Raw genomic sequence first — 22,916 nt, 5'->3', positions numbered from 1 at the left:
ATCGGCTGTATAATCCGAAAACTGTTGAATTTTATATATGAAAAAATATATTTTAGGTCTTTTTGCTGTAGCGGTGGTTACATCTTGCGTAAGCCAGCAGGAAAGAGCAATGAGAAGTGCTGATAAAGAATTTATCTTAAAGGCAGCTAATGAAAATTTTGCTAAGAAAAAGTGGAAAAATGCATTGGCACTTTACGACAGACTTGCCAATCTTGTGGCAGGAACAGATGATTTTCCTAATGTAGGTTTCAACACAGCTTATGCCAACTATTATGACAAAAGTTATAAACTGGCAGGTCACCAATTTAAAAATTTCGCAGTAAGTTTTCCAAAAGACCCCAGAGCAGAAGAAGCGGCATATATGTCTGCCCTATGCTACTATGAAGGTTCTATGGATTATAACCTGGATCAGTCAAGTACAGAATTAGCGATCAATGAGCTTCAGGAATTCCTGAACAATTATCCTAACTCTGAAAGATCTAAGAATATCAGCCAGTTAATTGATGAATTGTCTTATAAACTTGAATTTAAAGCTTATGAAAACGGAAGACAATACTACAAAATGGGTGAGTATAAAGCAGCAAATGTAGCTTTTGACAATGTTTTGGAAGATTTTCCAAGTACAAAACTTCGTTCAAAAATTTATGACTATATCATGAAATCACGTTATGAACTGGCGATGAAATCTGTATATAATCTTAAAGATGAACGTATTGAGAGTGCACTTACTTACACAAAGCTGGTAGAGAAAGAGCTTCCTAACACAGAATATTCTAAAACTGCAGCAGATCTTAGAGAAAAGCTGGAAAAAGAAAAACAAAACTTCGCAGTTGTTAAAAAACAAACTGAAGCAAGAATGGCAGCTTTAACTGCAAGACAGAAAAAAGAAGCTGAAAAACTGGCAGATAAGAATAAAGCTGACCAGCAGATCAAAGATCAGATCAGCAATGAAAAGAAAGCAATGCAGTTACAGAGGGACAGTGCAGCACTTAAGACCCCTCCTCCTGCAGCGACTTTCAAAATTCAAAGATAATTCGTAAATTTGCCATCTTAAAATAAAAATAATTTTCTCAAAATGAGTGTAAAAGATACAAAAGCAGAAGTAAATACAATTACTTACGATAAAGATAAGATTGAAGATAAAGTAGGTTCAATCTATGAAGCTATTGTTATCATGGGAAAGAGAGCAGAGCAGATCAATGCGGAGATCCGTACGGAACTTCACAACAAATTGGATGAGTTTGCTGTTCACAATTCTACATTAGAAGAGGTTTTCGAAAACAGAGAACAAATTGAGATCTCTAAACATTACGAAAAGCTTCCGAAGCCAACTTCAATTGCTATTGAAGAATGGTTAAATGATGATGTCTATTTCAGAAAAACAGAAGAAAGAAAGTAATCTTCTGTATTTTAATAAATCAAGGTCATAAAGGAATTCACTTCTTTTATGACCTTTTGTTGTTTAAAACCTGATTGTGTGGGAAAAAATAAGTACTTTAGTGTTTCAAAAAATTAGAACTCAATGAGTGTTTCCGGTAAAAAAATACTGATCGCTGTCTCCGGAGGAATTGCGGCTTATAAAATCCACTTTCTCATCAGGGATTTTGTGAAGAAAGGTGCCGAAGTACAGGTTATTATGACTCCTGATGCAGAAAACTTTGTAACGAAGCTAAGCCTGTCTACATTATCCAGAAAACCGGTGTATTCGGACTTTTACAGTGATAACGGAACATGGAACAGCCATGTGGAAATGGCTCTGTGGGCGGATGTTATGATTGTAGCTCCATGCACAGCCAATACATTGTCTAAAATGGTTCACGGGATGTGTGATAATCTCGTTATTGCAACGTATATGTCCGCGAAATGTCAGGTATTCATTGCACCAGCAATGGACCTTGATATGTACGCACATCCGTCTACAAAAAAGAATCTGGAGCTGGCAGAAAGCTTCGGACATAGTATTATTCCTGCGGAAAGCGGAGAGCTGGCCAGCGGTCTGATCGGGCAGGGAAGAATGGCAGAGCCGGCAACAATTTTTAATGCTGTTGAGCATTATTTTAATTCAGATATTCAATCCCGAAGCCTTGAAGGAAAAACAGTTTTAATTACTGCAGGACCTACCTATGAAGCGATAGATCCTGTAAGATTCATCGGAAACCATTCATCCGGTAAAATGGGATTTTCTCTTGCAGAAGAAGCTTCAAAAAGAGGAGCAAAAGTAATCCTGATTTCAGGACCGAGTGTTCAAACCCTCAACGACCCGAATGTTGAACTTCATAAAGTGACTTCAGCCAAAGAAATGCTGGCCAAAGTATTTGAATTTTACGATACAATAGACATCGGAATTGCCAGTGCGGCAGTAGCAGATTATGCACCTAAAGAAGTGGCTCAGGAAAAGATTAAGAAAAATGATGAAAATCTGACGATAGAACTGGTGAAAAATCCGGATATTCTTAAAACAATGGGAGAAAAGAAGACCCATCAGTTTTTGGTAGGATTTGCATTGGAAACCCAAAATGAAGAAGAAAATGCCAAAGGAAAACTGGAAAAGAAAAATCTTGATATGATCGTTCTCAATTCCTTGCGTGATGAAGGAGCCGGTTTTAAAAATGACACCAATAAAATTAAAATATTTACCAAAACAGAGAAGAAGGAATTCAATTTGAAATCCAAGGATGATGTAGCGAAAGATATTCTCAATTTTGTTGAGACTCAACTTTTAAAATAATTTTAATAAATTTCCGTTCTCAATTTTTAATAGACAATGAAAAAAATTATAAGTTTATTTTTTCTGTTATTTCTATGCACCCAAAGTTTTTCTCAGGAGCTGCTGTCCACGGTACAGGTCAACTCCAATCAGTTGGGAGGAAGTAATCAGCAGGCCTATAAAGCATTGGAAAAAAGCCTCCGGGACTTTATCAATAATACAAGCTGGACAGGCAAAAAGCTTCAGAATTTTGAAAAAATAAAATGTGCTTTTTCTATTGTTATTTCTGAAAGAGACGTGAATAAATTCAAAGGAACTATTGTTATTCAGGCAGTAAGACCTGTTTATAATACCACCTACGAGTCTCCTTTGATTAATCTTCAGGATCAGAGATTTGCGTTTGAATATATTGAAAATGAGAGTCTTATTTTTAATGAAAGACAGTTCTCCGGCAAAAATCTTACGGATGTGATCAGTTTCTATATTTATGTTATTCTGGGTATGGATGCGGATAGTTTCCAGTCTATGGGAGGATCACAATGGTATGCGAAAGCGCAGCAGATTGCACAGAATTCCCAAAACAGGAACTATGAGGGCTGGAATACCATCAATGAGCCGAGAAGCCGTTCTATTTTGATCAACGAAATTATGAACCCTAACTGGAATCAGTTACGTTCCACTATTTATACGTACCACAGAGCAGGGCTGGATAACCTTTTCAATCAGGATCAGACTGCCGGGAAAAAAGTCATTTTTGATGCACTGATGCAATTAAAAATGTATGAGAATAACTTCCAGCAGGCATTCTTCTTTAATCTGTTCATGGATACCAAGAGCGATGAAATTTTCAATATTTTCAATTCCGGGAATAATGGAGGACTGATTCTTAATGATCTTAAACAAACAATGATCATCCTTTCACCGAAGAATATAGATAATAAGTGGAATAAATGGAAAGTCTAGGATTTCTGAGTAAGTTTAAAAACAGTTAGCATTATGGATGAGTGAACAGTCAAAAAACGATTTCTTAACTCATTAAAAAAACTTATTTTTACAGTTCAAATTCAAATTGGATCATAACCCGGATTATCAATGCTTTCGAGAATTTACATTAAAAACTTTGCCCTGATTGATACCCTTGAAGTATCATTGAAAAATGGTTTACAGGTCATTACCGGAGAAACGGGGGCGGGTAAATCTATTATTCTAGGTGCTCTCCGACTTATTTTAGGCGAAAGAGCAGATGTAAAATCCATTGCCAAAACTGAAGAAAAAAGTGTGGTGGAAACCGAGTTTTCTCTTAACAATCAGTTTAAAAAATTCTTTATTGAAAATGATCTGGACTACGAACTTCAGACGATTATCCGAAGAGAAATACTTCCTTCAGGGAAATCCCGGGCATTTATCAACGATGTACCGGTAACGCTGGATATCCTTAAAGAACTTTCTTCACAGTTGATCGATATCCATTCACAGTTTGAAACATCCAATCTTTTTACCTCAGAATATCAGTTTAAAATTATCGACGGACTTTCTGAAAATAAAAAGATTATTGAAGAGTATCAACAGGAATTTTCTGAGTTTCAAACGCTGAAATTGTTGTTGAAAAAATTAAAAACCCAACTTTCAGAATCCAATAAAGAAAGTGATTATAAAGAATTTTTACTCAACGAACTGGAAGAACTGAAACTTGATGATGTTGATTTTGAAGATGTTCAGAACCAGCTTTCCATTCAGGAAAATGCGGGAATGATCTCTGAAAACGTGGGGCAGATTCTATCAAGGTTTCATCAGGAGGAAATAGGAATTCTGTCATTCTTTAACGAAGCGACCAGCAAACTTTCTAAAATTTCCGAAGTTTCTACGAGCTTTGCTGAACTTGATGAAAGGCTGGAAACCTCTTTTGTAGAACTTAAAGACATCATTTCCGAACTGGAACATGAAGCGGAAAGAGTGGAAATCAATCCTCAAAACCTGATCTACCTTACCGATCTTAATAATAAAATCAACGCTTTATTCCTTAAACATAATGTTTCAGATCTTAGTGAACTCATTGAGATCAGAAACCAGCTTGCCGGAGACCAGAAAGGGGCTTCAGAATTAGAAGAGCAGATTGAAGAAACTGAGAAAAATATTTCTCAAAAGGAAAAAACACTTCAGAGTCTTGCTTCAAAACTTTCAAAAAACAGACATAAGAATGTTCCTGTTTTCATTAAAAAAGCAGAAGGACTTCTTAAAAAGCTAGGTCTCGAAAAGGCAAAAGTGGATATAGAATTACAGGACGCAGATGATTTCAATCCGTTTGGAAAAGAAAATATCCAGCTGTTGTTCCAGGCCAATTCAGGGTTCCCTTTAAAACCGATTCAAACGGCCATTTCCGGAGGAGAAAGATCAAGAGTAATGCTTGCAGTGAAGAAGATTATTGCAGAAAGTGATGAACTGCCCACCTTGATTCTTGACGAAATAGACACCGGAGTTTCAGGAAAAGTAGCTGAAGAAATCGGAAACCTGATGAGAGAAATGTCTGAAGATATGCAGCTGATTGTTATTTCCCACCTGGCGCAGGTTGCTGCCAAAGGAAATGATAATTACAAAGTTGTAAAACAGGATATTTCCGGCAGAACACAATCTACTATTATTCCTTTGAGCAGCGAAGAAAAACTGAACGAAATTGCGCAGTTACTTTCCGGAAGCAAAATTACGGAAGCAGCGCTGGCACAGGCTAAAGAATTAATAGGCTAATTCAGCCAATTATAAACCCGATTTCTCACCTCTGTAAACAGTTAGTATTAGCGATGTCATCCTGAGCCTGTCGAAGGATTTACTATTTTCCTAACTCTTCAATTCTTTTTTCAGAGCTTCTATGGCTGTATCTTTTTGCTGGATTTCCTTTTTCAGCATCTCAATGAATTCTTTCTGGCTTTCTAATAAGAATTCAGGAATGTTACAATAAAAAGTTCCTCCTATATTTCCGAATGAGCTGCTAGTGACAGTATTTTCAAAATAATTGTTTGTATTCTTTATATCGGTTTCTTTTATATCATCAACATGGGTATCCTGCAATTTTGAAATTCTTTCCCATTCCTCCTCAGAAGTTTCTACCTCCCCTTTTTTTTTCTGCTGTATTGGGTCTGGCTGATGTTAAGATATTCTGCCAGGTCTTTCTGGGTGAAAGCCTTTTCGTTTCTTTTTCTGATTAACTCTTCCTTTACCATAACGCATTTTTTACAAATGGAGAAATTATTCGAATATAACCGGATATAGAGGAATAAAAAAATCTGCTGTCCTATAATAAAAAATGAGTTACTTTGAGGAATTAAAATTCACGAAAAGATGAAAAATAGTATTGCAATAGCATTTATCCCCGGTTAAATTATAATGGGCAGGTCGCTGCTTCGGAACTATAATTTTAAAACAAATATGTCCTGTTAACTATTAGCTTCCAGTGGAGATTAATCTGGTCCTATCGGGATCTGCTGTTAATAAAAAAATGATGTCCCCGTCACCCATGAAGCTCCGGAGGAGCGACCTGTTAATTCATGCTGAAAATATTAAAATTTTCAATTTGTTGATACTTTTATCACACAGTCATGTTTCAATACTATATTTTTTTTTACAGTGGCGAAAATGTATTTGTAATACGACATGTTCTGTCGCTGCGCATAGATATTTTTGTATCAGAATGAAATAAAATTCAATATAAATAAACAGGATTTGATTATGAATAGTATGATTTGCATTAAAGCACACAAGAGTGATTTTTGTGTCTTAAAAAGTATTAAATTTACGCAGTTTTAATAAACTAATTACTAACTCAGAAAACAACACGGGAATGAGAAAATTTTATCTCGGCACATTTACTTTATGTGCAGCCTTGGGCTTATCTGCCCAGGAAGTAGTCTGGCAGAAGGACATCAGATCCTCTACCCAGGATTTTTTAAGTCAGGTTACTACAACCATTGATCAGCAGTATTTGATCACAGGTAGTTCTATACAGTCAGGAAGCGGGAAGCTGGAGGCTGGAAGTAAGCAGAACACGGGTTACGATTTTCACTTAATCAAACTTGATCAGCAAGGGAAAGAATCCTGGGAAAAATATTTTTCCGGACAGAATCATGATTATTTATCAGCAACTGTTACTACACAGGATGGAGGATTTCTTTTAGCCGGAACTTCTTATTCGGGAAAAGGACTCGACAAAAAAGAGGATTCCAAAGGAGGATCTGATATCTGGTTGATCCGTATCAATGAATTTGGGGATGAACTTTGGCAGAAAACGTTAGGCAGTTCTTCTGATGAAGAAGCAAGGGCTGTGATTCAGACTACTGATTTAGGATTCTTTGTGGCAGGATCCTTCGTCTCCGCTCAGGATTCCAAAATGAAAGGCTACGGTTCAAAAGATGCTTTGATCACAAAATTAGACAAAGATGGAAAAGAATTATCCCACCTTGTGTTAGGCGGAAAAGGTTTAGATGAAGTCGAGAAGATGATTCCAACAAAAGACGGAGGAGCCTTACTCGGAATTTATTCCAGAAGTGGTATTGGAGGATCAAAACAGACAGAGAATTACGGTGAAGGAGATTTTTACATTATCAAACTGGATAAAAATTTGAAGGTTCAGTGGGAAAAAAACCTTGGAGGCAAAGGGGATGATCATTTGAGAACATTAGCGTTAACCTCTGATGGATATGTCATCGGTGGCGAATCCAGATCAGAAAGATCAGGAAACAAAACGGTAGGAATAGAAGAAGGAACAGACCTTTGGCTTGTCTTTTTAAAGGAAAATGGCGATGAGAAATTCCAAAAGTCTTACAGTTTCGGAAACCGTGATTTGCTTATGGGAATGAACGTTATTCATTCAGCAGACGATCAATCTTCAAAAGGAATTCTTTTAGGGGGCTACACTCAGGCCGAGGGAAGAATGGAAACCAATGATGAGACTTTCTGGATGCTATACCTTGACCAAAACGGAAATGAACAGTGGAGAAAACATGTAAAAGGAGAATCCAGAAAGAAGGAAGAAAGGCTTTCTGATTTAAAGCTGAACAGAGATGGTTCTATTGTTTTAGCAGGAACTAGTGCAGAAGAACTTGGTAAAGAAAACTGGAAGATCGTAAAGCTTGGAGACAAGCAGATTGATCAGCTGATTGAAAAATACGATATCAAGATCTATCCAAACCCTGTCTCTGATTATGCTTATGTAGAAATTGGCTTTGATTTCAAAGATGCGGATATTCTTTTGTATGACATGAGTGGAAGGCAGCTTCAGAATCTGAAAACCAAGAACAAAGTGACTAAGATCAATACCCAGGCTTTGGTTCAGGGAGCTTATCTGGTGACGATAAAAACGGATGCCAATAAAACGGCAAATGCTAAACTGATTAAGAAATAAAAACACAGAATCATGAAAAAAACATTGCTATTACTGGTATGTATTTTATATTTTACTTTATATACCGGACAAAGTGCAAATATTGAAATTACACGGCCAACACCCTCTGCTGCAGGGCTGTCTACTTACACTACAATGCCTGTTTCGATACAGACCGGAATACCGGATATTTCTTATCCGTTAGTTAGCCTTGGAACGGGTAATAAGCCGGTTAGCATCAACTTAGGAATTAGTTATCATGCAGGTAATACCCTGAATGATGAATGGGTGAGTGAGGTAGGAAGAGGATGGTCGTTTTTAGGAGGCGGTGTTGTTTCCCGGGAGATCGTGGGAGACTTTGACGAATCATTTGATGATAGCAGTTATAGTCATTATATCAAAAATGAATTTAATGATATTTATAACTTCAGTACTCCTGAAGAATCGGGAAAATTTAAGATCGTCAGGGATATTGCCAATAATACGTTTAGTGTTGTAAAGCTTACCCCCTATACCTCTAAAGTAGAATATCAACGTACTGCCAATCAGGCAACTCTTATTTTAAACTCCTTTACGATAACAAGTGAAACGGGAACTCAATATATTTTCAGGGATTATGATATTAACCAGATGACGGTATGGAAATTCGAGCGTCCTTTCGGAGCTCAATATGCCGATCAGAAATACAGAAGTGCTTTTTATCTTTCCTATGTTCTTGACGAAAATGGTCAGGAACTGGTAAAGTATAATTATTTACGGGATCTGAAATATGCTCCCGGTTCAGGAAATCAGATTATCGATACAGAATCCAATAAACTAAGCCGTATAGAAGTGAAAGGGCGGGGAATTATAGAAATTAATTATGACAGAAATGAAGAATATGCTGAGCACAATGATATATTTGCTATTACCGGTATTGTATTAAAGACTGCAAATAATATTTTTGTAAAGAAATATACGTTCGATTATTCTTATAAGCCTGCAAGCGGGTCTCCTGCACTCCGGCGGTATTTGAATTCCTTCAGCCAGGTAGACCAGAACGGAGCTGTCATTGAAAAATATGCATTTACTTATGAGAATATATTCTATACTGATCAAAATAACCTGTCGGTGAATAGTGGTATTTCTGAATTGAAAAGAATTCAGTTACCAACGCGTGGAATGATTGAATATAATTTTGATTTTCCGACGATGGATACTAAAAGAACAGAAACGCTTCCCATTCCTAAGGTACTTCTCACAGATATTTCATTTACAAGAGCCAATGGACAAAGAAGATATGCTTTTACCTTAACAGATACCAAAACTCTTGATATAGATGCTTCGGGGATTGGGCAGGTAGCAGCTTTTTCTTGGGCGATTCAATTCTCGAAAAAAGAAGGAAGTACCTATGTGATTTCACATAGTTTGGGGGAGCCTATAGAACCTGTCCCAGGTTTTGAATATGTGCAAAGCAGAACATTTGAACCTGGGGAGTATTATCTTGATTTATATTGTAATGATATGTCATGTCCTACTACTACATTAAGTGATCCCGCTGTTGTTCAGATATGGCGTGAGGGGGACGGTCCGGCTGTTCAGGTCATTATTAAAGAACGCCAGATGACAGGTCCTGCAAGGATTAAAAACATCAAATATTATAATGCTTCTGTTATAGATGCTGCCAATCCTCCTGCACCTGCGAAAATAGAAGAATACGAATATAATAAGTTTGATGATCCCGGGGTTTCCAGTGGGGCTTCGGTGGGAGATACCAGAATTTATAAAAATGTAAAAGTTTCCAGGGGCAATAATATGGGGTATACCAAATATTATTTTAAAGCACCGGACGCTTATCCTCAGCAGGGGGATTTCTGGCCTCATTACAATCTTACCCGCGAAGGTCTCCTTGATAAAAAAGAAGTTTATAATGCCTCGAATCAAAAAATATCTGAGGATGCATATGATTATACAATAGAAGAATTTGACGGGCCGCTCTATAATTTACTTTCATTACAGGTAAAAACGTCATGGATCAAGAACAATAAAGTGACCTCTAAAAGTTATTTTGATTCTGGAACAATAGAGATGAAGAATGAGATCTTCAGAAATACCCATAACAATAAACCTAATCTTGAGCGGACTACTTCTTTTGATGGCAGTATCCAGGAGACCGCCTATCAATATGCGCTGGAGAAAAATAATCAGAAGCTGCTGAGCTCCAATATGGTTGGTCTGCCTTTAGAAACAACTTCCGTACTGAAGAAAAACGCTGCTGATCCCGGAAAAATAATGGCAAGAACAGAAACCATATATGAAAATCCGGGAAATAAATACCCCTCTTCAGTTAGATCGTATGATTCTCAGAATCTTTTATCTTCAGAAGTTACTTTCAACAGATATGATATCAGGGGGAATCTGGAGCAGTATACCACTAAGGACGGAATTCCTGTTTCGATGATCTGGGGCTATAATAAAACACAGCCTATTGCTAAAGTAGAGGGAGCTGCTTATGATCAGGTCCTTCCGTATTTGGGAGATATTATAGCAAAATCTGATGCGGCTGTTATCTCAGAACAGGATCTTCAAAATGCTTTGGATGCTTTCAGAAACAATGCCAATCTTAAAAATTATCAGATCACCACTTATGTATATGATTCCCTGGCAAGGATGAAAATGACGACTCCGCCTACGGGAATCCGTGTGATCTATCAATATGATACGGCAGGAAGGCTTGAAAAAATAGAAGATGAAACCGGGAAGCTGCTGAAGAAATACCAGTACAATACCGGACATTGATCATGAAGGATGAAGACTTTACTATAAGAATTTGTACATCCAATTTTTAACATCTAATATCTTAATTAAGATGAAAAAGCTAACACTTATATTCGGTTTCTTGTCCTTAGGCTTCTCAAACGCCCAGACAACGACAACAGAAAACTTTATATCGGCTACAGACTGTATGAATGAAGACTGTAGCAAAAACACACAAACAGTACAGTATTTTGACCTTCTGGGAAGACCCAGACAGATCGTGAATGTGAAAGCAACCCCATTAGGAAGGGATATAGTAACTCCCATTGTCTATGATGACCAGGGAAGGAAGACCAGAAGTTACCTCCCTGTTCCCCAAAGCTCTACATCTAACGGAGGGATGTACTCCCAGACTCAGGGGATGACCCCTTATCCGGTGGCTGATGTAACGAATATCTATTCCGGAGAAAAGATCTATACTGAGACTGTTCTTGAAAACTCTCCGTTACAGAGGGTTTTACAGCAAAAAATGACGGGGAACGACTGGAACGGAAAGGCTGTACTCTTGGGTTATGATCTCAATACGGCTGCTGATCATGTAAAAAAATACCAGGTAACAGCAGGTTGGGATACTGCGGGAAAACTCTACAGAAATGAATTACAGTATACCGTCGCAGAATATGCAGCCGGTCAGCTCGTAAAAAATACCGTTACCGATGAAGATGGTCATAAAGTGGTTGAATTTAAAGACGGATCCGGGCAGACCGTGCTTTCAAGGAAAATAGTGGATGCTGCCCAAAATGCAGATACCTATTACGTATACAATGATTACAAGCAGCTTGCCTATGTTATCCCGCCATTGGCATCAGCCGCAGCTTTGAATTCCGCAGCAGTAGATAATATATGCTATCAGTATAAGTATGACAGCAGAAACAGACTGGCAGAGAAAAAGCTTCCCGGAAAAGGCTGGGAGTACATGGTCTATGATAACCAGAACAGGCTGGTAGCTTCGCAGGATGCCAATCTTAAGGAAAAAGGACAGTGGATGTATGTAAAATATGATCAGTTTGGAAGAGTGGCTTTTACCGGAATAGCTTCCGGGGGAGAAAGAAATACGGAGCAGGGGCTGGCTGATGGAATCCCAAACAATAATGTGAAAATAAGCAGTTCGGTGGTCTTCAACAGGCAGGGAATGGATGTCTTTTATGATCCTGCCACTACCTATCCCCATGCTTCCAAATGGGTCACATTATTATCCGTGAATTATTATGACACCTATCCTGCTTACAGCTTTAATCCTGCTTTTCCCCAGACGATCCAGGGAGCTGCCGTTTTAAAAGATACTCCTGTTAATGGTAAAAGCAGCAAAGGACTTCCGGTGATGGGTTTTGTGAAAAATATTGAAGATGATAACTGGACAAAAAACTATATTTACTATGACCAGAAAGGAAGAACCGTAGGTTCTTACAGCATCAACCACCTTGGGGGATATACCAAAACAGAATCTGAGCTTGATTTTGCAGGAATTGTCCAGCGCACCAAAGTATATCATAAAAGACTGAATACGGATGCGGAAAAAGTAATTACTCAAACCTATTCCTATGATCATCAGAACAGGTTATTGGTGCATAAACATAAAGTAGATAATAACCCTGAAGAAATCCTGTCTCAGAATACCTATAACGAGCTTTCTCAGATTATCACCAAAAAAATAGGAGGTACAAATGGAAGTACTCCTCTTCAAAGTATAGATTATATGTACAATATAAGGGGATGGCTTACCAAAATCAATGATCCTGCCAATCTGAACGGAAAACTTTTTGGGTATGAGATCAGGTATAATACCCCGGCAAATCCGGCACAGGCTCCGGCAAAATACAATGGGGCGATTTCGGAAATAGACTGGAAAACATCCAATGATCAGATACTGAGAAGGTATGATTATCAATATGACGCACTCAACCGGATGAAAAAAGGAATTTATTCGGAGCCCGGTTCATCCGTACCACAGAACAGTTTCTTTAATGAAGCTTTGAACTATGACCAGAACGGGAATATCACAGCATTGCAGAGGAATGGGAAAAGTACGGCAGGAATGGCGGAAATGATAGATAATCTTAGCTATTCCTATACCGGCAACCGGCTTATTTCCGTTGCGGATGCCTCTTATAACTATAAAGGCTATCCTGATACTTCGGGAAAAACCATTACCTATGATAATAACGGGAATATGACCGCCCATCAGGACAAAGGTATTTTGCAGATTAATTACAATTTCCTGAACCTTCCGGATTATATGATGTTTGATAAGATGTACTATACCCGGGGGCTTTGGCAGAATGAAAATACCTATTATTTTTATAAAGCAGACGGCACAAAGCATAGAAAGGAGCATAGATACAGTGAAAATTCTGTATACAGAAAAAAAACGACGGATTATCTGGATGGGTTCCAGTATGAAGAAGTACAGAATGTAACGCCGTATACACTGAAATTTGTGCCTACCGCAGAAGGCTATTACAGTTTTCAGGATAATAAGTATATTTACAATTACAAAGACCATTTAGGAAATGTACGCTTAAGCTACTTCAACAATGGGAATGGAGCAGAAGTTCTTGAAGAAAACAACTACTATCCCTTTGGGATGAAGCATGAAGGGTATAATGTATTGGCTGGCAATCCTGCCTATAATTATAAGTATAACGGGAAAGAATTACAAAAAGAAACCGGCTGGCTGGATTACGGCTGGCGACAGTATATGCCGGAAACAGGCAAATGGAACGGGATAGATCAGCTGGCAGAAGCCTATACTTCTACAAGCACATATGCGTATGTTGGCAATAACCCGGTTTCACAGTTTGATGTAGACGGAAGATGGATGGATGATAATGGACATATCGACACTTCAGGAAATGCAAATCCTTTCAGAGATATGGCTCAGTCTCAGATGAGGATGACTCAGTTTATGGGACAAAATCCAGGAGAAGGTGCAGGCGGTGGTGGTTACACTTTTACTGGAACAGATGCCGGTTCCATATTCAATTATTTTGTAAATAGAGGAAACTTCTCCGAACTTAGCATTGGAGATGGTAATTTAACTTGGTGGAAGGGAACACCTACTTTAACCTCTTATAGTGGAACAGATATACATGGAGATATAGATCTTGGTATAGGATATAATGCAAAGTTTACTACTTATCAGTCTAGCTTTTTTGGAGATTTCCTTGAAGGTGTTAGATATTCAGATAAAAGTAACTTTTTATCAGCATCTGCGTTAATCGGCTACGGAGGCCTCCATCTAAATAAATATGAGGTTTTTTTAAAATTAGGAGCAAAAGGAGGATCTATAAGTACTCTAAGAAATTTATCAAAAAATTTAAAAACAATTGGAAAAGCTGGAAAGTATTTAGGGTATTTAGGCGTAGGTTTAAGTGTAATAGAAGATGTTTCGGATAACAAAGTAGGTTGGGGAACTGTCGCGAAGGTGGCCTTAGGTGTTGGACTTATATATGCAGGACCTATAGGTATAGCATATGGCATTACAGATTTAGCCGTAGGAGCTATAACAGGCACTACTATTACTGATAGAATTGCTTCAGGTATAGACAATAGTCGATTAGGTACTGATTTTAATATTTTTAGTTCATTAAATAAATAATTTATGAAAGATTTTTTTGACTACCATTATTATAGAGTTGCAAAATTTTATTATAAGAGGGATGGAGCAGATGCTACAACAGCATTAATAAGTGTATCATCTGTTCAGGCATGGATTGTAATTAATATTCTATTATTTATAAAGGGATTATTTCTCCAAGATATAAAACTTAAATATGGTTGGATTATATTTCTTATTGTGATGGTTGGAATTTTAATTTACAATAAGGTAAAATACAAAAACAAATATTTTGAATTAAGAAATAAATGGGCTGATGAGAATAAAAAAGTTAAGGCGAGTAAAGGATTAATAATTATTCTAACAATTATTATTTCATGGTTATTGATATTTTTTAATTTATTCATATTAAAAATAATCCACCAGTGATGATACTCAAAACTCACGAGTGACAAATTAGAGTATTGGTTTTCAATACTCTAATTTTTAAATATAACAGCGAAAAACTTCAGGAAACAGGTATGTACAGTTACGGCTGGAGACAGTATATGCCTGATTTAGGACGATGGAACGGTATGGATCAGTTGTCTGAAATATATGCTTCCACCAGTCCTTTTGCCTATGTAGCCAACAACCCAGTTTCAATGCCTGATCCTGATGGCAGATGGATGGATGCCAATGGGCATATCGACACTTCCGGAAATGCAAATCCTTTCAGAGATATGGCTCAGTCTCAGATGAGGATGACTCAATTCATGGGACAAAATCCGGGAGAAGGTGCAGGTGGTGGTTACACTTTTACTGGAACAGATGCCGGTTCCATATTCAATTATTTTGTAAATAGAGGAAACTTCTCCGAACTTAGCATTGGAGATGGTAATTTAACTTGGTGGAAGGGAACACCTACTTTAACCTCTTATAGTGGAACAGATATACATGGAGATATAGATCTCGGCATAGGGTATAACGCTAAATTTAAGGACATTCCATTAGATGCCTATAAAAACTGGGCAGATTGGGGAGCAAGTACTGCTGGAGGAGGATTTAAATATCTTGTCAAAAAGAGAACAGCACTTTATGATAGTGGATATTGGATAGATAATCTTGGACAAATGAGAAGTACAGCCTATGCAGGAAGAGCCAGAGGATCGTTGATAGGACTTAGAAGTGATTATGTGCGAACCACTACAATGCTTGGGAAATATTCCAAAAGAGCTGGTTATGTAGGATATGGAATCAGTGCTGCACAAATAGGATATGGAATGTATAAAGATGATTGGAAGTTTGGAGTTAGGGCCCAGATAGCAACAGCGAATGTGGCTGGAGGAATGGCTGGAGCAGCCGCAGGAGCTTGGGCGTTAGGTAAAGTTGGTGGATTCATAGGAACCCTTGTTGGACCTGAGGGAACAATTATTGGTGCCGCAGTTGGAGGCATTGTAGGAGGCATTGTAGGAGGAGTTTGGGGTGGTGATATTGCAGAAGGTTGGGCAAGTAGTGTGTTGAATAAAGCAGATTATTAAATATAATAAATAATGAATACAATTGAAATAAAAAGCAGTAAAACAAAATTAATATTATTAGTATCAGGCTCAATGATATTTATGATATTAGGTGTCTTTTTAGCCGTTAGTCCTCACAAATTTGCTTCTTCTATATTTAGAAGTGTAACATTCATACGAATGGTAGGAATTGTAGCAATATTGTTCTTTGGATTATGCTTGATAATTTTAATAAAAAGCTTGCTCACAAAGAAATTTAATCTAATAATAGACGAAAAAGGAATTATTGATAATTCTAGTTATGTAAGTGTAGGTGCAATTTTTTGGAGTGATATTAACTCAATAAAAAAAATGATGTTATGTCAACAAAATTTTTACTTATTAATGTAAAAGACCCCAATAAATACTTAAATAAAGAAAGTGGTATAAAGAGAAAAATATTAGAGAGAACATATAAAACATATGGTACGCCTATTTCGATTTCTTCCAATACACTATCTTATAATTTTGATGAGCTCGAAAAAGCAATTTCCAAATTTTATAATGAATATCAGAGTGCTCCGAAGTAAAAATAAAATAGTAGAAATACATGGAAAAAACTTGGAACTATATTCACTACTTTATTTATTTATTTATTTATTCGAAGTTAAAGCTTCCCAAATAATAACTTATCCTATTACACTAATTTTTGATTTGATTTATAAAATTCCTTTTATAGCAAATACGCTCAAAAAGAAAAATAGTTCACCAGAAGAAATAAGACTAGCTAGTGAAAATGCAATAAACAACCGTGTATATGGACAAAATATAACTATTTCAGGTATTCAAATGGGAGGTTTAATAATTCTTATAGAATATGGATTATTTAATATTTTTCAGGCAATATTAGGGAAATCGTTAATACAAATCTTTTGGGAGCCAGGAAGTCCCTATAAATGGATACTTGTAATAGCACTGTTAGCTGTGCCTTGGATTATTAATGAAAAATTACTGTTTAAGAATAATAAATATTTAAAATACTTTGATGAATTTGATAGAGAGCCTAAAAAAATAAGATATAAACATGCTTGGATTAGTTTAGGAATTATTATAGGAATTATCACGTTCTTTGTCTTAAGTTTTATTCCATTGTCAAAAGTATATTAATTAGATAATGTTCCAAACAGGTTGGTAATAAATTAGAGTATTGGTTTCCGGCAATGTTTCAGATATGTTGGCACGCAATATCCATGGAAATTATAAAAGGAAATCTCCATTAAATATTCAGAGAAAGAGTAACTATAACGGTTGCTCTTTCTATTTTTATGAAATAAACAGCTCTTTATGAATGTAAAAATCTATTGTGAAAGTTTTGTTCTCCTATATTGATAGTACAAAAAACATAAGATATCTTTATCTTTTATGAAAATTTATTTTACTTCTGATTAAATCTGTAACATATTTTGCATTATATTGACTAATGTAAAAAAACTAACATATGTTTCTAAAGTTCCTTAGGCTTGAAATTAAAAGCTTTTTTCGTGGTACATCTTTAGGGATCAATCTGACCATGAAAATTCTCCGTTTCATAGGAATTCTCTACTTTATAGGATGTCTTGTGGGCGGAGCATTTATTGCCTTTTTCTACATTCAGGAGGAAAGGCATCAAAATCCTTTACAAGTAGTTTCAAAATTCATGATCGCCGCCTGGATTATTGACCTTGTCCTTAAATATCTCTGGCAGGAAATTCCCACACAGAACATTAAACCATTCCTAACGATGAATATCCGGAAGAATACCTTGGTCAATTATATGCTGGCCAAGACCTTTCTTTCCGCATTCAGCTGGCTGAGTTCGTTATTCTTTATTACATTTTCACTGATTGCTATGTTCAATGGATATAGTATTTTGGGAATTTTGTTATGGCTTACAGGGGTGATTTCATTGTTATACCTGAATAATTTTATCAACATTTTTTTCAACGGTAAAGAAACTCTGGCAGTGATGATAGGAGTATGTTTTCTTGGCATAGGAGCTTTGGCATATTACAATATTGTTCCGGTTTTATCATATTCTGAGTCGGTTTTCTTTAGTTTCTATGAAAAGCCATACATTGTACTGATCCCTGTTGTTTTGTTCGTGATACTGTGGTGGATCTGTTTCCGTTACCTTCGTAATGAGTTTTATCTGGATCAGGGGCTTGAAGCGAAGAAAACAGTCGGGAAAACAGAAAATATTGCCTTCCTGAATAAATACGGCGTTATCGGGACATTCATCAATAATGATATTAAAATGTTGAGACGAAATAAAGTACCCAAAGGAATTTTGCTGGGCAGCTTTATGTTTCTGTTCTACGGATTGCTGATGTTTACTTCTTCAATGTACAAAACACCCGCAATGATGATGTTTATGGGGCTTTTTGTAACAGGGGGGTTCCAGTTTCTGTTTGGCCAGAGAGTTCCTGCTTTTGACAGTTCCTATTATCCGTTGATGATGACCCTGAATGTTCCCTACAAAGAATATCTGAAAGCAAAATGGTGGCTGATGAATATTGTAACAGGAGCTTCTGTGATTATAGCTGTTTGTTATGCCTATTTCGGGTGGGAAGTCTACGTTACATTTTTTGCAGCAGGATTATATAATATCGGTGTGAATTCTCAATTTACCTTGTGGTCCGGAGCCTTCAATAAAACTCAGATTGACCTTAATACAAAAGAAAAAAGATTGGGACAGAAAGGAAGCTTCAATATGATCGCCATGTTTCTGCTGATTCCTAAAATGTTACTTCCGATGGGTGTATTTGCCTTAACAAAATATATGTGGGGAATTACCGGAGGAGTAATCAGTATTGCCATTATCGGAATTATAGGATTTTTCCTGAGAGAGAAAATCTTCGATATTATCGTAAAACTTTACAAAAAAGAAAAATACAGCACACTGGATGCATTTAAAAATATAAGTTAAGCCATGATCAACATACAAAATTTATCCAAAACATACGGAACAGCAACCGTTCTTAATATTGAAAATCTTGAAATTCCCAATGGTGAAACATTTGGTCTCGTAGGAAATAACGGAGCAGGAAAAACAACGCTTTTCAGCCTCATGCTGGATCTGATTCAGGCTACCACAGGATTTGTAAGCATTGATGGAATTAAAGTCCATGAATCCGAAGCCTGGAAAAATAAAGTCTCAGCCTTTGTAGACGACACCTTTCTCATTGGTTACCTTACACCGGAAGAATATTTTTACTTCATCGGAGAGCTGAGAGGCCAGAACAAGTCTTCTGTAGACGAATTCCTGAAGCCTTTCCATGATTTTTTCAATGGTGAAATCCTGAAATCCGGGAAATATGTCCGAGACCTTTCAAAAGGGAATCAGAAAAAAGTAGGGATTGTGGGAGCTATTATTGGAAATCCTGAAATTATTATTCTTGATGAACCCTTTGCCAACCTTGATCCGTCTACCCAGATAAAACTTAAAAACCTGATCAAGGAATTATCAAAACAGGATGGTGTTACTTTTCTTATTTCCAGCCATGATCTTTCCCATACCACAGAAGTCTGCAACAGAATCGTGGTGGTGAACAAAGGGCTTCTGGTAAAAGATATTCAGACCAATCCGGAAACATTGAAAGATCTGGAACAATATTTTGCAGATCAGGTGGCAGTTTCGGATATTTAATACCACAAAAAGACAGGTATGAATACAATAGAATCACAGAATGTAACAGATTATCCTAACAGCAATACCATTTTCATGGTCTGGAAACTTAATAACAGCCCGCAGCTGAAAGACGTTTTTCAGGAACTATGCGCTTTGGTTTTAAATCTTAATAATTCAGTGTTTAACCGTTTTCCGGACAGCAGGGCAAGCTGTGTCATGGGAATTGGTGCAGAAGCATGGAAAAAACTGGAACTTCCAACCCCTCCACCAAAGGAATTAGTGAATTTTGAAGATATAAAAGGGATAAAACATACGGCTGTTTCCACTCCCGGAGACCTTCATTTTCATCTGAGAGCGGATAATAAAAGCCTGATTTTTGATATGGCTGTTGAGATCTCCCAATTATTAAGCTCAGTGGCAGAAAGTATTCTGGAGGTTCACGGATTCAAATACTGGGATGCACGTTCCATTCTTGGTTTTGTAGACGGAACGGAAAATCCGCATGGAGACGACCGGGATTATTTTGGAAAAATAGGAGATGAAGACCCTCAATATAAAGGAGGAAGTTATCTTTTCGTTCAGAAATACCTTCACAATATGGATGCCTGGAAGAGCTTGTCTACAGAAGATCAGGAAAAGGTCATCGGAAGATCAAAGGAAAATGATATTGAAATGTCTGATGCGGTAAAACCATCAAATTCGCATATTGCTTTAGCCAATATCGAGGGTGAAAATGGTGAAGAACTGAAAATAGTCAGAGATAATATGCCTTTCGGAAATCCCTCTACAAATGAGTTCGGAACTTATTTTATTGCCTATTCAAGTACATTTACAACAACAAAAAAGATGTTGACCAATATGTTTATCGGTGATCCTCCGGGAAATTATGACAGAATTTTAGATTTTAGCACAGCAGTGACAGGAACGCTTTTCTTTGTTCCTACCAGAAATATGCTTGATGAATTTTCAGGATAAAATGTAAGGCTGTCTCATTCTAAGACAGCTTTTTCTTTAATTAAATACTTCAACCAAGTTTTTTTTCAAAACTTGTAACCTTTTTTTGTTTTGATTGTCTTTAGTATAGAAACAATATAAGCATGAAACTCTTGTTCGGAAATAAAAAGAATGATTTATTGAGCCTCCTGAAGAAACAGGATCCGGCTGCACAGAAGATCTTCTATGAACAGAATGTCAGGAAATTTCTGAGTGTAAGCAAAAGCTATGTGAACGATTTGTATCAGGCGGAAGATTGTCTCATAAAAGCATTCTGTAAAATTTTTAAACATATAGAAAGCTTCAGAGGAGAATCGAATCTGGATAGCTGGGCAAGAAAAATTGTTGTGAATGAATGCCTGAACTTTATCAAAAGTCATAAAACAGTTTTCTATCTGGACGAGATCAACCCGTCTTTTCATGAAGACGTATATGATACAGAGATTGATTGTGATTTTAATGCGCAGGATCTTTTGGATCAGCTGCCTGATGCCTACAGAATGGTTTTTAACCTCTATGTGCTGGAAGGGTATTCTCATCAGGAAATTGCGGATACTTTGCAGATTTCAATTGCAGTGAGCAAGACACAGCTCTTCAGAGCAAAAGAAAAATTAAGAAAGATCTATTTTCAACAACAAAAAAAAGTGAAAAATGAAAACGTCTAAAGATACTATTGAATTTCAGATCAAAAAGCAGATTGAGGAAAGAGAAATTACTCCATCAAGGGATCTGTGGTCCGAAATTGAGCTTCAGAATAACAATAATCCACATTCCGGATCAAAAATGAACTGGCTTTTAATAGCGGCTTGTCTGATTTTGACATTCAGTTTGGGAAGCGTTCTTTTTTTTCTTAATCAACCTTCAGAAACCAGCCCGGTAATTGTAAAAGTAACAGGAGAAAATACAACAGAAGAAATGATAAAAGTTCCGGCTCAGAATACTGTTCCTTTGGCAGTTGAGCATAATAATAAAAAGGAAATAAGGAAAACACTTTCCCAGGATAAACAAGAAGTGATTTCTCCTGTGGCAATCGGCCAGACTCTACCTATTCCTAAAGAAACTCTTCCTTTGAAGAAATTGGATATCACCCAGATTTCCAATCCTAAACTTATGGCAAAGGCCGATTCTTTAAAAACTCCGGTTAAAAAGAAAAAATATGTAGACCCATCCACGCTTCTTTTCTCAGTAGAGCATAAAGATGTCATTGAAAAAACAAAAGATGGAAGTAATGTGGCAACTACTATTGATCTGAATGCCAGATAATGTATCCGTAAAAATTTAAAAATTAATATTATGATCAAGAAATTAATCGTAATGGGATTACTATGTTCTTTTTCAGCATCATTTTATGCACAAAAGACCTTTAATATTAATCTGTCTTCTAAAAAAGATACAGAGGTAAGCCCCATTGTAAAAGAAAAAGTAGAAGAATATGCAGCAAAAATCAATACCATTATTCAGGAAGAGAAAAAACTGATGGAAGATGAACTGTTGGTTCTACGGGCGAAAAACCTGGATAAAGCAGATTTTGACAGAGAAAAAGCTAAGATCGCAGACCGTTATTCCGAAAAAATGGATAAGAGAATTGAAGAGCTGGGATTCGATCTGGATGATGTTATTCAGAAGCAGGTAAGATATTCTCTCCTGAACACTGATGTGACTTCCAAAGAAGAGCTTAAAGAAGAATTGCTTAAAAAATTCCGTCCCAGCAGAAGCTTTACAGGGTATTTCTCTTACGGAATTATGACTTTAACAAACAGTTCTCCGGATAATGAACTCGATAAAAACATAGGATACGCCAATAATCTGGAGTTTGGCCTGAAACTGAACTACCAGCTCAGCAGAACAAGCCCATGGGCCATTGTTTCCGGATTAGGGTTTTCATGGAGAACGGTAAGAGCAGATAATAATATGCTTTTTACAAGAAGTACAGATCAGGGAGTTGCTTTGGGACAATACAATGGAAACCTTGAGAAAAGCAAGCTGAGAACAGGATATATCATGGTTCCTCTTGGAGTGCAGTATAATTTTTCTAAACTTAAAAATGCCGGAATGGATATCCAATACCGCAGTTATTATACCGGATTTAAGGTAGGAGCCAATGTATACGGTGGTGTAAAAATGTCTACCAATAATATTGTAAAAGGAAATGATGGCGAAACAAGAGACCGCGGAAATTATCAGGTAAATCCTTTTGTATATGGAGCGCAGATTACGTTTTCATACAACAGCTTCAGCCTGTTTGTGAAAAAAGATTTCAGCAACTTCTTTAAAGACAGTTATTTCAAAAATGATAAAGCGCTGATATTCGGGCTGGCTATTGGATTAAATTAAATAGATTTTGACAG

Annotated in this window: 19 protein-coding genes and 1 pseudogene; 18 read left to right on the top strand and 2 right to left on the bottom strand. The window is 36.8% G+C overall.

Features of this window, described 5'->3' with window-relative positions:
- Positions 1–37 precede the first annotated feature (37 nt).
- From ACODR7_RS05130 to ACODR7_RS05110, 5 genes are all read left to right on the top strand, one after another.
- Positions 38–1,033, top strand: a complete 996-nt coding sequence (locus tag ACODR7_RS05130) for an outer membrane protein assembly factor BamD (protein WP_076595346.1) — start codon at positions 38–40, stop codon at positions 1,031–1,033.
- Positions 1,034–1,075: 42 nt separating this feature from the next.
- The gene (locus tag ACODR7_RS05125; RefSeq protein WP_002983982.1) at positions 1,076–1,399 is read left to right on the top strand and encodes a DNA-directed RNA polymerase subunit omega; all 324 of its coding nucleotides are present in this window, start codon (positions 1,076–1,078) and stop codon (positions 1,397–1,399) included.
- 123 nt (positions 1,400–1,522) lie between these two features.
- Positions 1,523–2,728 carry a bifunctional phosphopantothenoylcysteine decarboxylase/phosphopantothenate--cysteine ligase CoaBC gene (gene coaBC, locus ACODR7_RS05120; protein WP_488837801.1) on the top strand — a complete coding sequence of 402 codons (1,206 nt, stop codon included), beginning with the start codon at positions 1,523–1,525 and terminating at the stop codon, positions 2,726–2,728.
- A gap of 36 nt (positions 2,729–2,764) precedes the next feature.
- A complete protein-coding gene (gene porD / locus ACODR7_RS05115; protein WP_488837799.1) occupies positions 2,765–3,670 on the top strand; it encodes a type IX secretion system protein PorD in 906 nt (301 codons plus the stop codon).
- A gap of 129 nt (positions 3,671–3,799) precedes the next feature.
- Positions 3,800–5,449, top strand: coding sequence for a DNA repair protein RecN (locus ACODR7_RS05110; RefSeq protein WP_488837798.1), 1,650 nt, complete (start codon positions 3,800–3,802; stop codon positions 5,447–5,449).
- Between the two features lie 90 nt (positions 5,450–5,539).
- Here the strand turns inward: ACODR7_RS05110 and ACODR7_RS05105 are convergent, their stop codons facing one another.
- A complete protein-coding gene (locus ACODR7_RS05105) occupies positions 5,540–5,770 on the bottom strand; it encodes a restriction endonuclease subunit S domain-containing protein (RefSeq protein ID WP_488837796.1) in 231 nt (76 codons plus the stop codon).
- A 35-nt stretch (positions 5,771–5,805) separates the two neighbouring features.
- Positions 5,806–5,922: a helix-turn-helix domain-containing protein gene (locus tag ACODR7_RS05100; RefSeq protein ID WP_488837794.1), complete on the bottom strand. Its 117-nt coding sequence runs from the start codon at positions 5,920–5,922 to the stop codon at positions 5,806–5,808.
- 617 nt (positions 5,923–6,539) lie between these two features.
- On the opposite strand from ACODR7_RS05100, the gene ACODR7_RS05095 reads away from it, so the two are divergent.
- The 13 genes and pseudogenes from ACODR7_RS05095 (at position 6,540) to ACODR7_RS05035 (ending at position 22,902) form a co-directional block, all read left to right on the top strand.
- Positions 6,540–8,099: a T9SS type A sorting domain-containing protein gene (locus ACODR7_RS05095; RefSeq protein ID WP_488837793.1), complete on the top strand. Its 1,560-nt coding sequence runs from the start codon at positions 6,540–6,542 to the stop codon at positions 8,097–8,099.
- A 12-nt stretch (positions 8,100–8,111) separates the two neighbouring features.
- A complete protein-coding gene (locus ACODR7_RS05090) occupies positions 8,112–10,856 on the top strand; it encodes a hypothetical protein (protein WP_488837792.1) in 2,745 nt (914 codons plus the stop codon).
- 70 nt (positions 10,857–10,926) lie between these two features.
- A complete protein-coding gene (locus ACODR7_RS05085; protein ID WP_488837791.1) occupies positions 10,927–14,472 on the top strand; it encodes a DUF6443 domain-containing protein in 3,546 nt (1,181 codons plus the stop codon).
- Between the two features lie 3 nt (positions 14,473–14,475).
- Positions 14,476–14,859 carry a hypothetical protein gene (locus ACODR7_RS05080; protein WP_488837789.1) on the top strand — a complete coding sequence of 128 codons (384 nt, stop codon included), beginning with the start codon at positions 14,476–14,478 and terminating at the stop codon, positions 14,857–14,859.
- A gap of 35 nt (positions 14,860–14,894) precedes the next feature.
- Positions 14,895–15,950: an RHS repeat-associated core domain-containing protein gene (locus ACODR7_RS05075; RefSeq protein ID WP_488837787.1), complete on the top strand. Its 1,056-nt coding sequence runs from the start codon at positions 14,895–14,897 to the stop codon at positions 15,948–15,950.
- 12 nt (positions 15,951–15,962) lie between these two features.
- Positions 15,963–16,498: pseudogene (locus tag ACODR7_RS05070) on the top strand (STM3941 family protein).
- Positions 16,473–17,075, top strand: a complete 603-nt coding sequence (locus tag ACODR7_RS05065; RefSeq protein ID WP_488837785.1) for a hypothetical protein — start codon at positions 16,473–16,475, stop codon at positions 17,073–17,075. The pseudogene ACODR7_RS05070 and the gene ACODR7_RS05065 overlap by 26 nt, the downstream one beginning before the upstream one ends.
- A gap of 331 nt (positions 17,076–17,406) precedes the next feature.
- Entirely contained in the window at positions 17,407–18,873 is a 1,467-nt protein-coding gene (locus ACODR7_RS05060; RefSeq protein WP_488837783.1) for a DUF5687 family protein, read from the top strand.
- A 3-nt stretch (positions 18,874–18,876) separates the two neighbouring features.
- Positions 18,877–19,593, top strand: a complete 717-nt coding sequence (locus tag ACODR7_RS05055; RefSeq protein ID WP_488837781.1) for an ABC transporter ATP-binding protein — start codon at positions 18,877–18,879, stop codon at positions 19,591–19,593.
- A gap of 18 nt (positions 19,594–19,611) precedes the next feature.
- The gene (locus tag ACODR7_RS05050) at positions 19,612–20,550 is read left to right on the top strand and encodes a Dyp-type peroxidase (RefSeq protein ID WP_488837779.1); all 939 of its coding nucleotides are present in this window, start codon (positions 19,612–19,614) and stop codon (positions 20,548–20,550) included.
- 122 nt (positions 20,551–20,672) lie between these two features.
- A complete protein-coding gene (locus ACODR7_RS05045; RefSeq protein WP_488837777.1) occupies positions 20,673–21,233 on the top strand; it encodes an RNA polymerase sigma factor in 561 nt (186 codons plus the stop codon).
- Positions 21,220–21,831 (top strand): hypothetical protein, encoded by a 612-nt coding sequence (locus tag ACODR7_RS05040; protein ID WP_488837776.1) that lies wholly within the window; start codon positions 21,220–21,222, stop codon positions 21,829–21,831. Before ACODR7_RS05045 ends, ACODR7_RS05040 begins: the two co-directional genes overlap by 14 nt.
- A 30-nt stretch (positions 21,832–21,861) precedes the next feature.
- Positions 21,862–22,902 (top strand): porin family protein, encoded by a 1,041-nt coding sequence (locus ACODR7_RS05035; RefSeq protein ID WP_488837774.1) that lies wholly within the window; start codon positions 21,862–21,864, stop codon positions 22,900–22,902.
- Positions 22,903–22,916: the final 14 nt, after the last annotated feature.

Source organism: Chryseobacterium sp. FG46, from assembly GCF_057809135.1.
The sequence above is the reverse complement of the archived record's forward strand: the minus strand, read 5'-3'. Positions and strand labels throughout refer to the sequence as shown.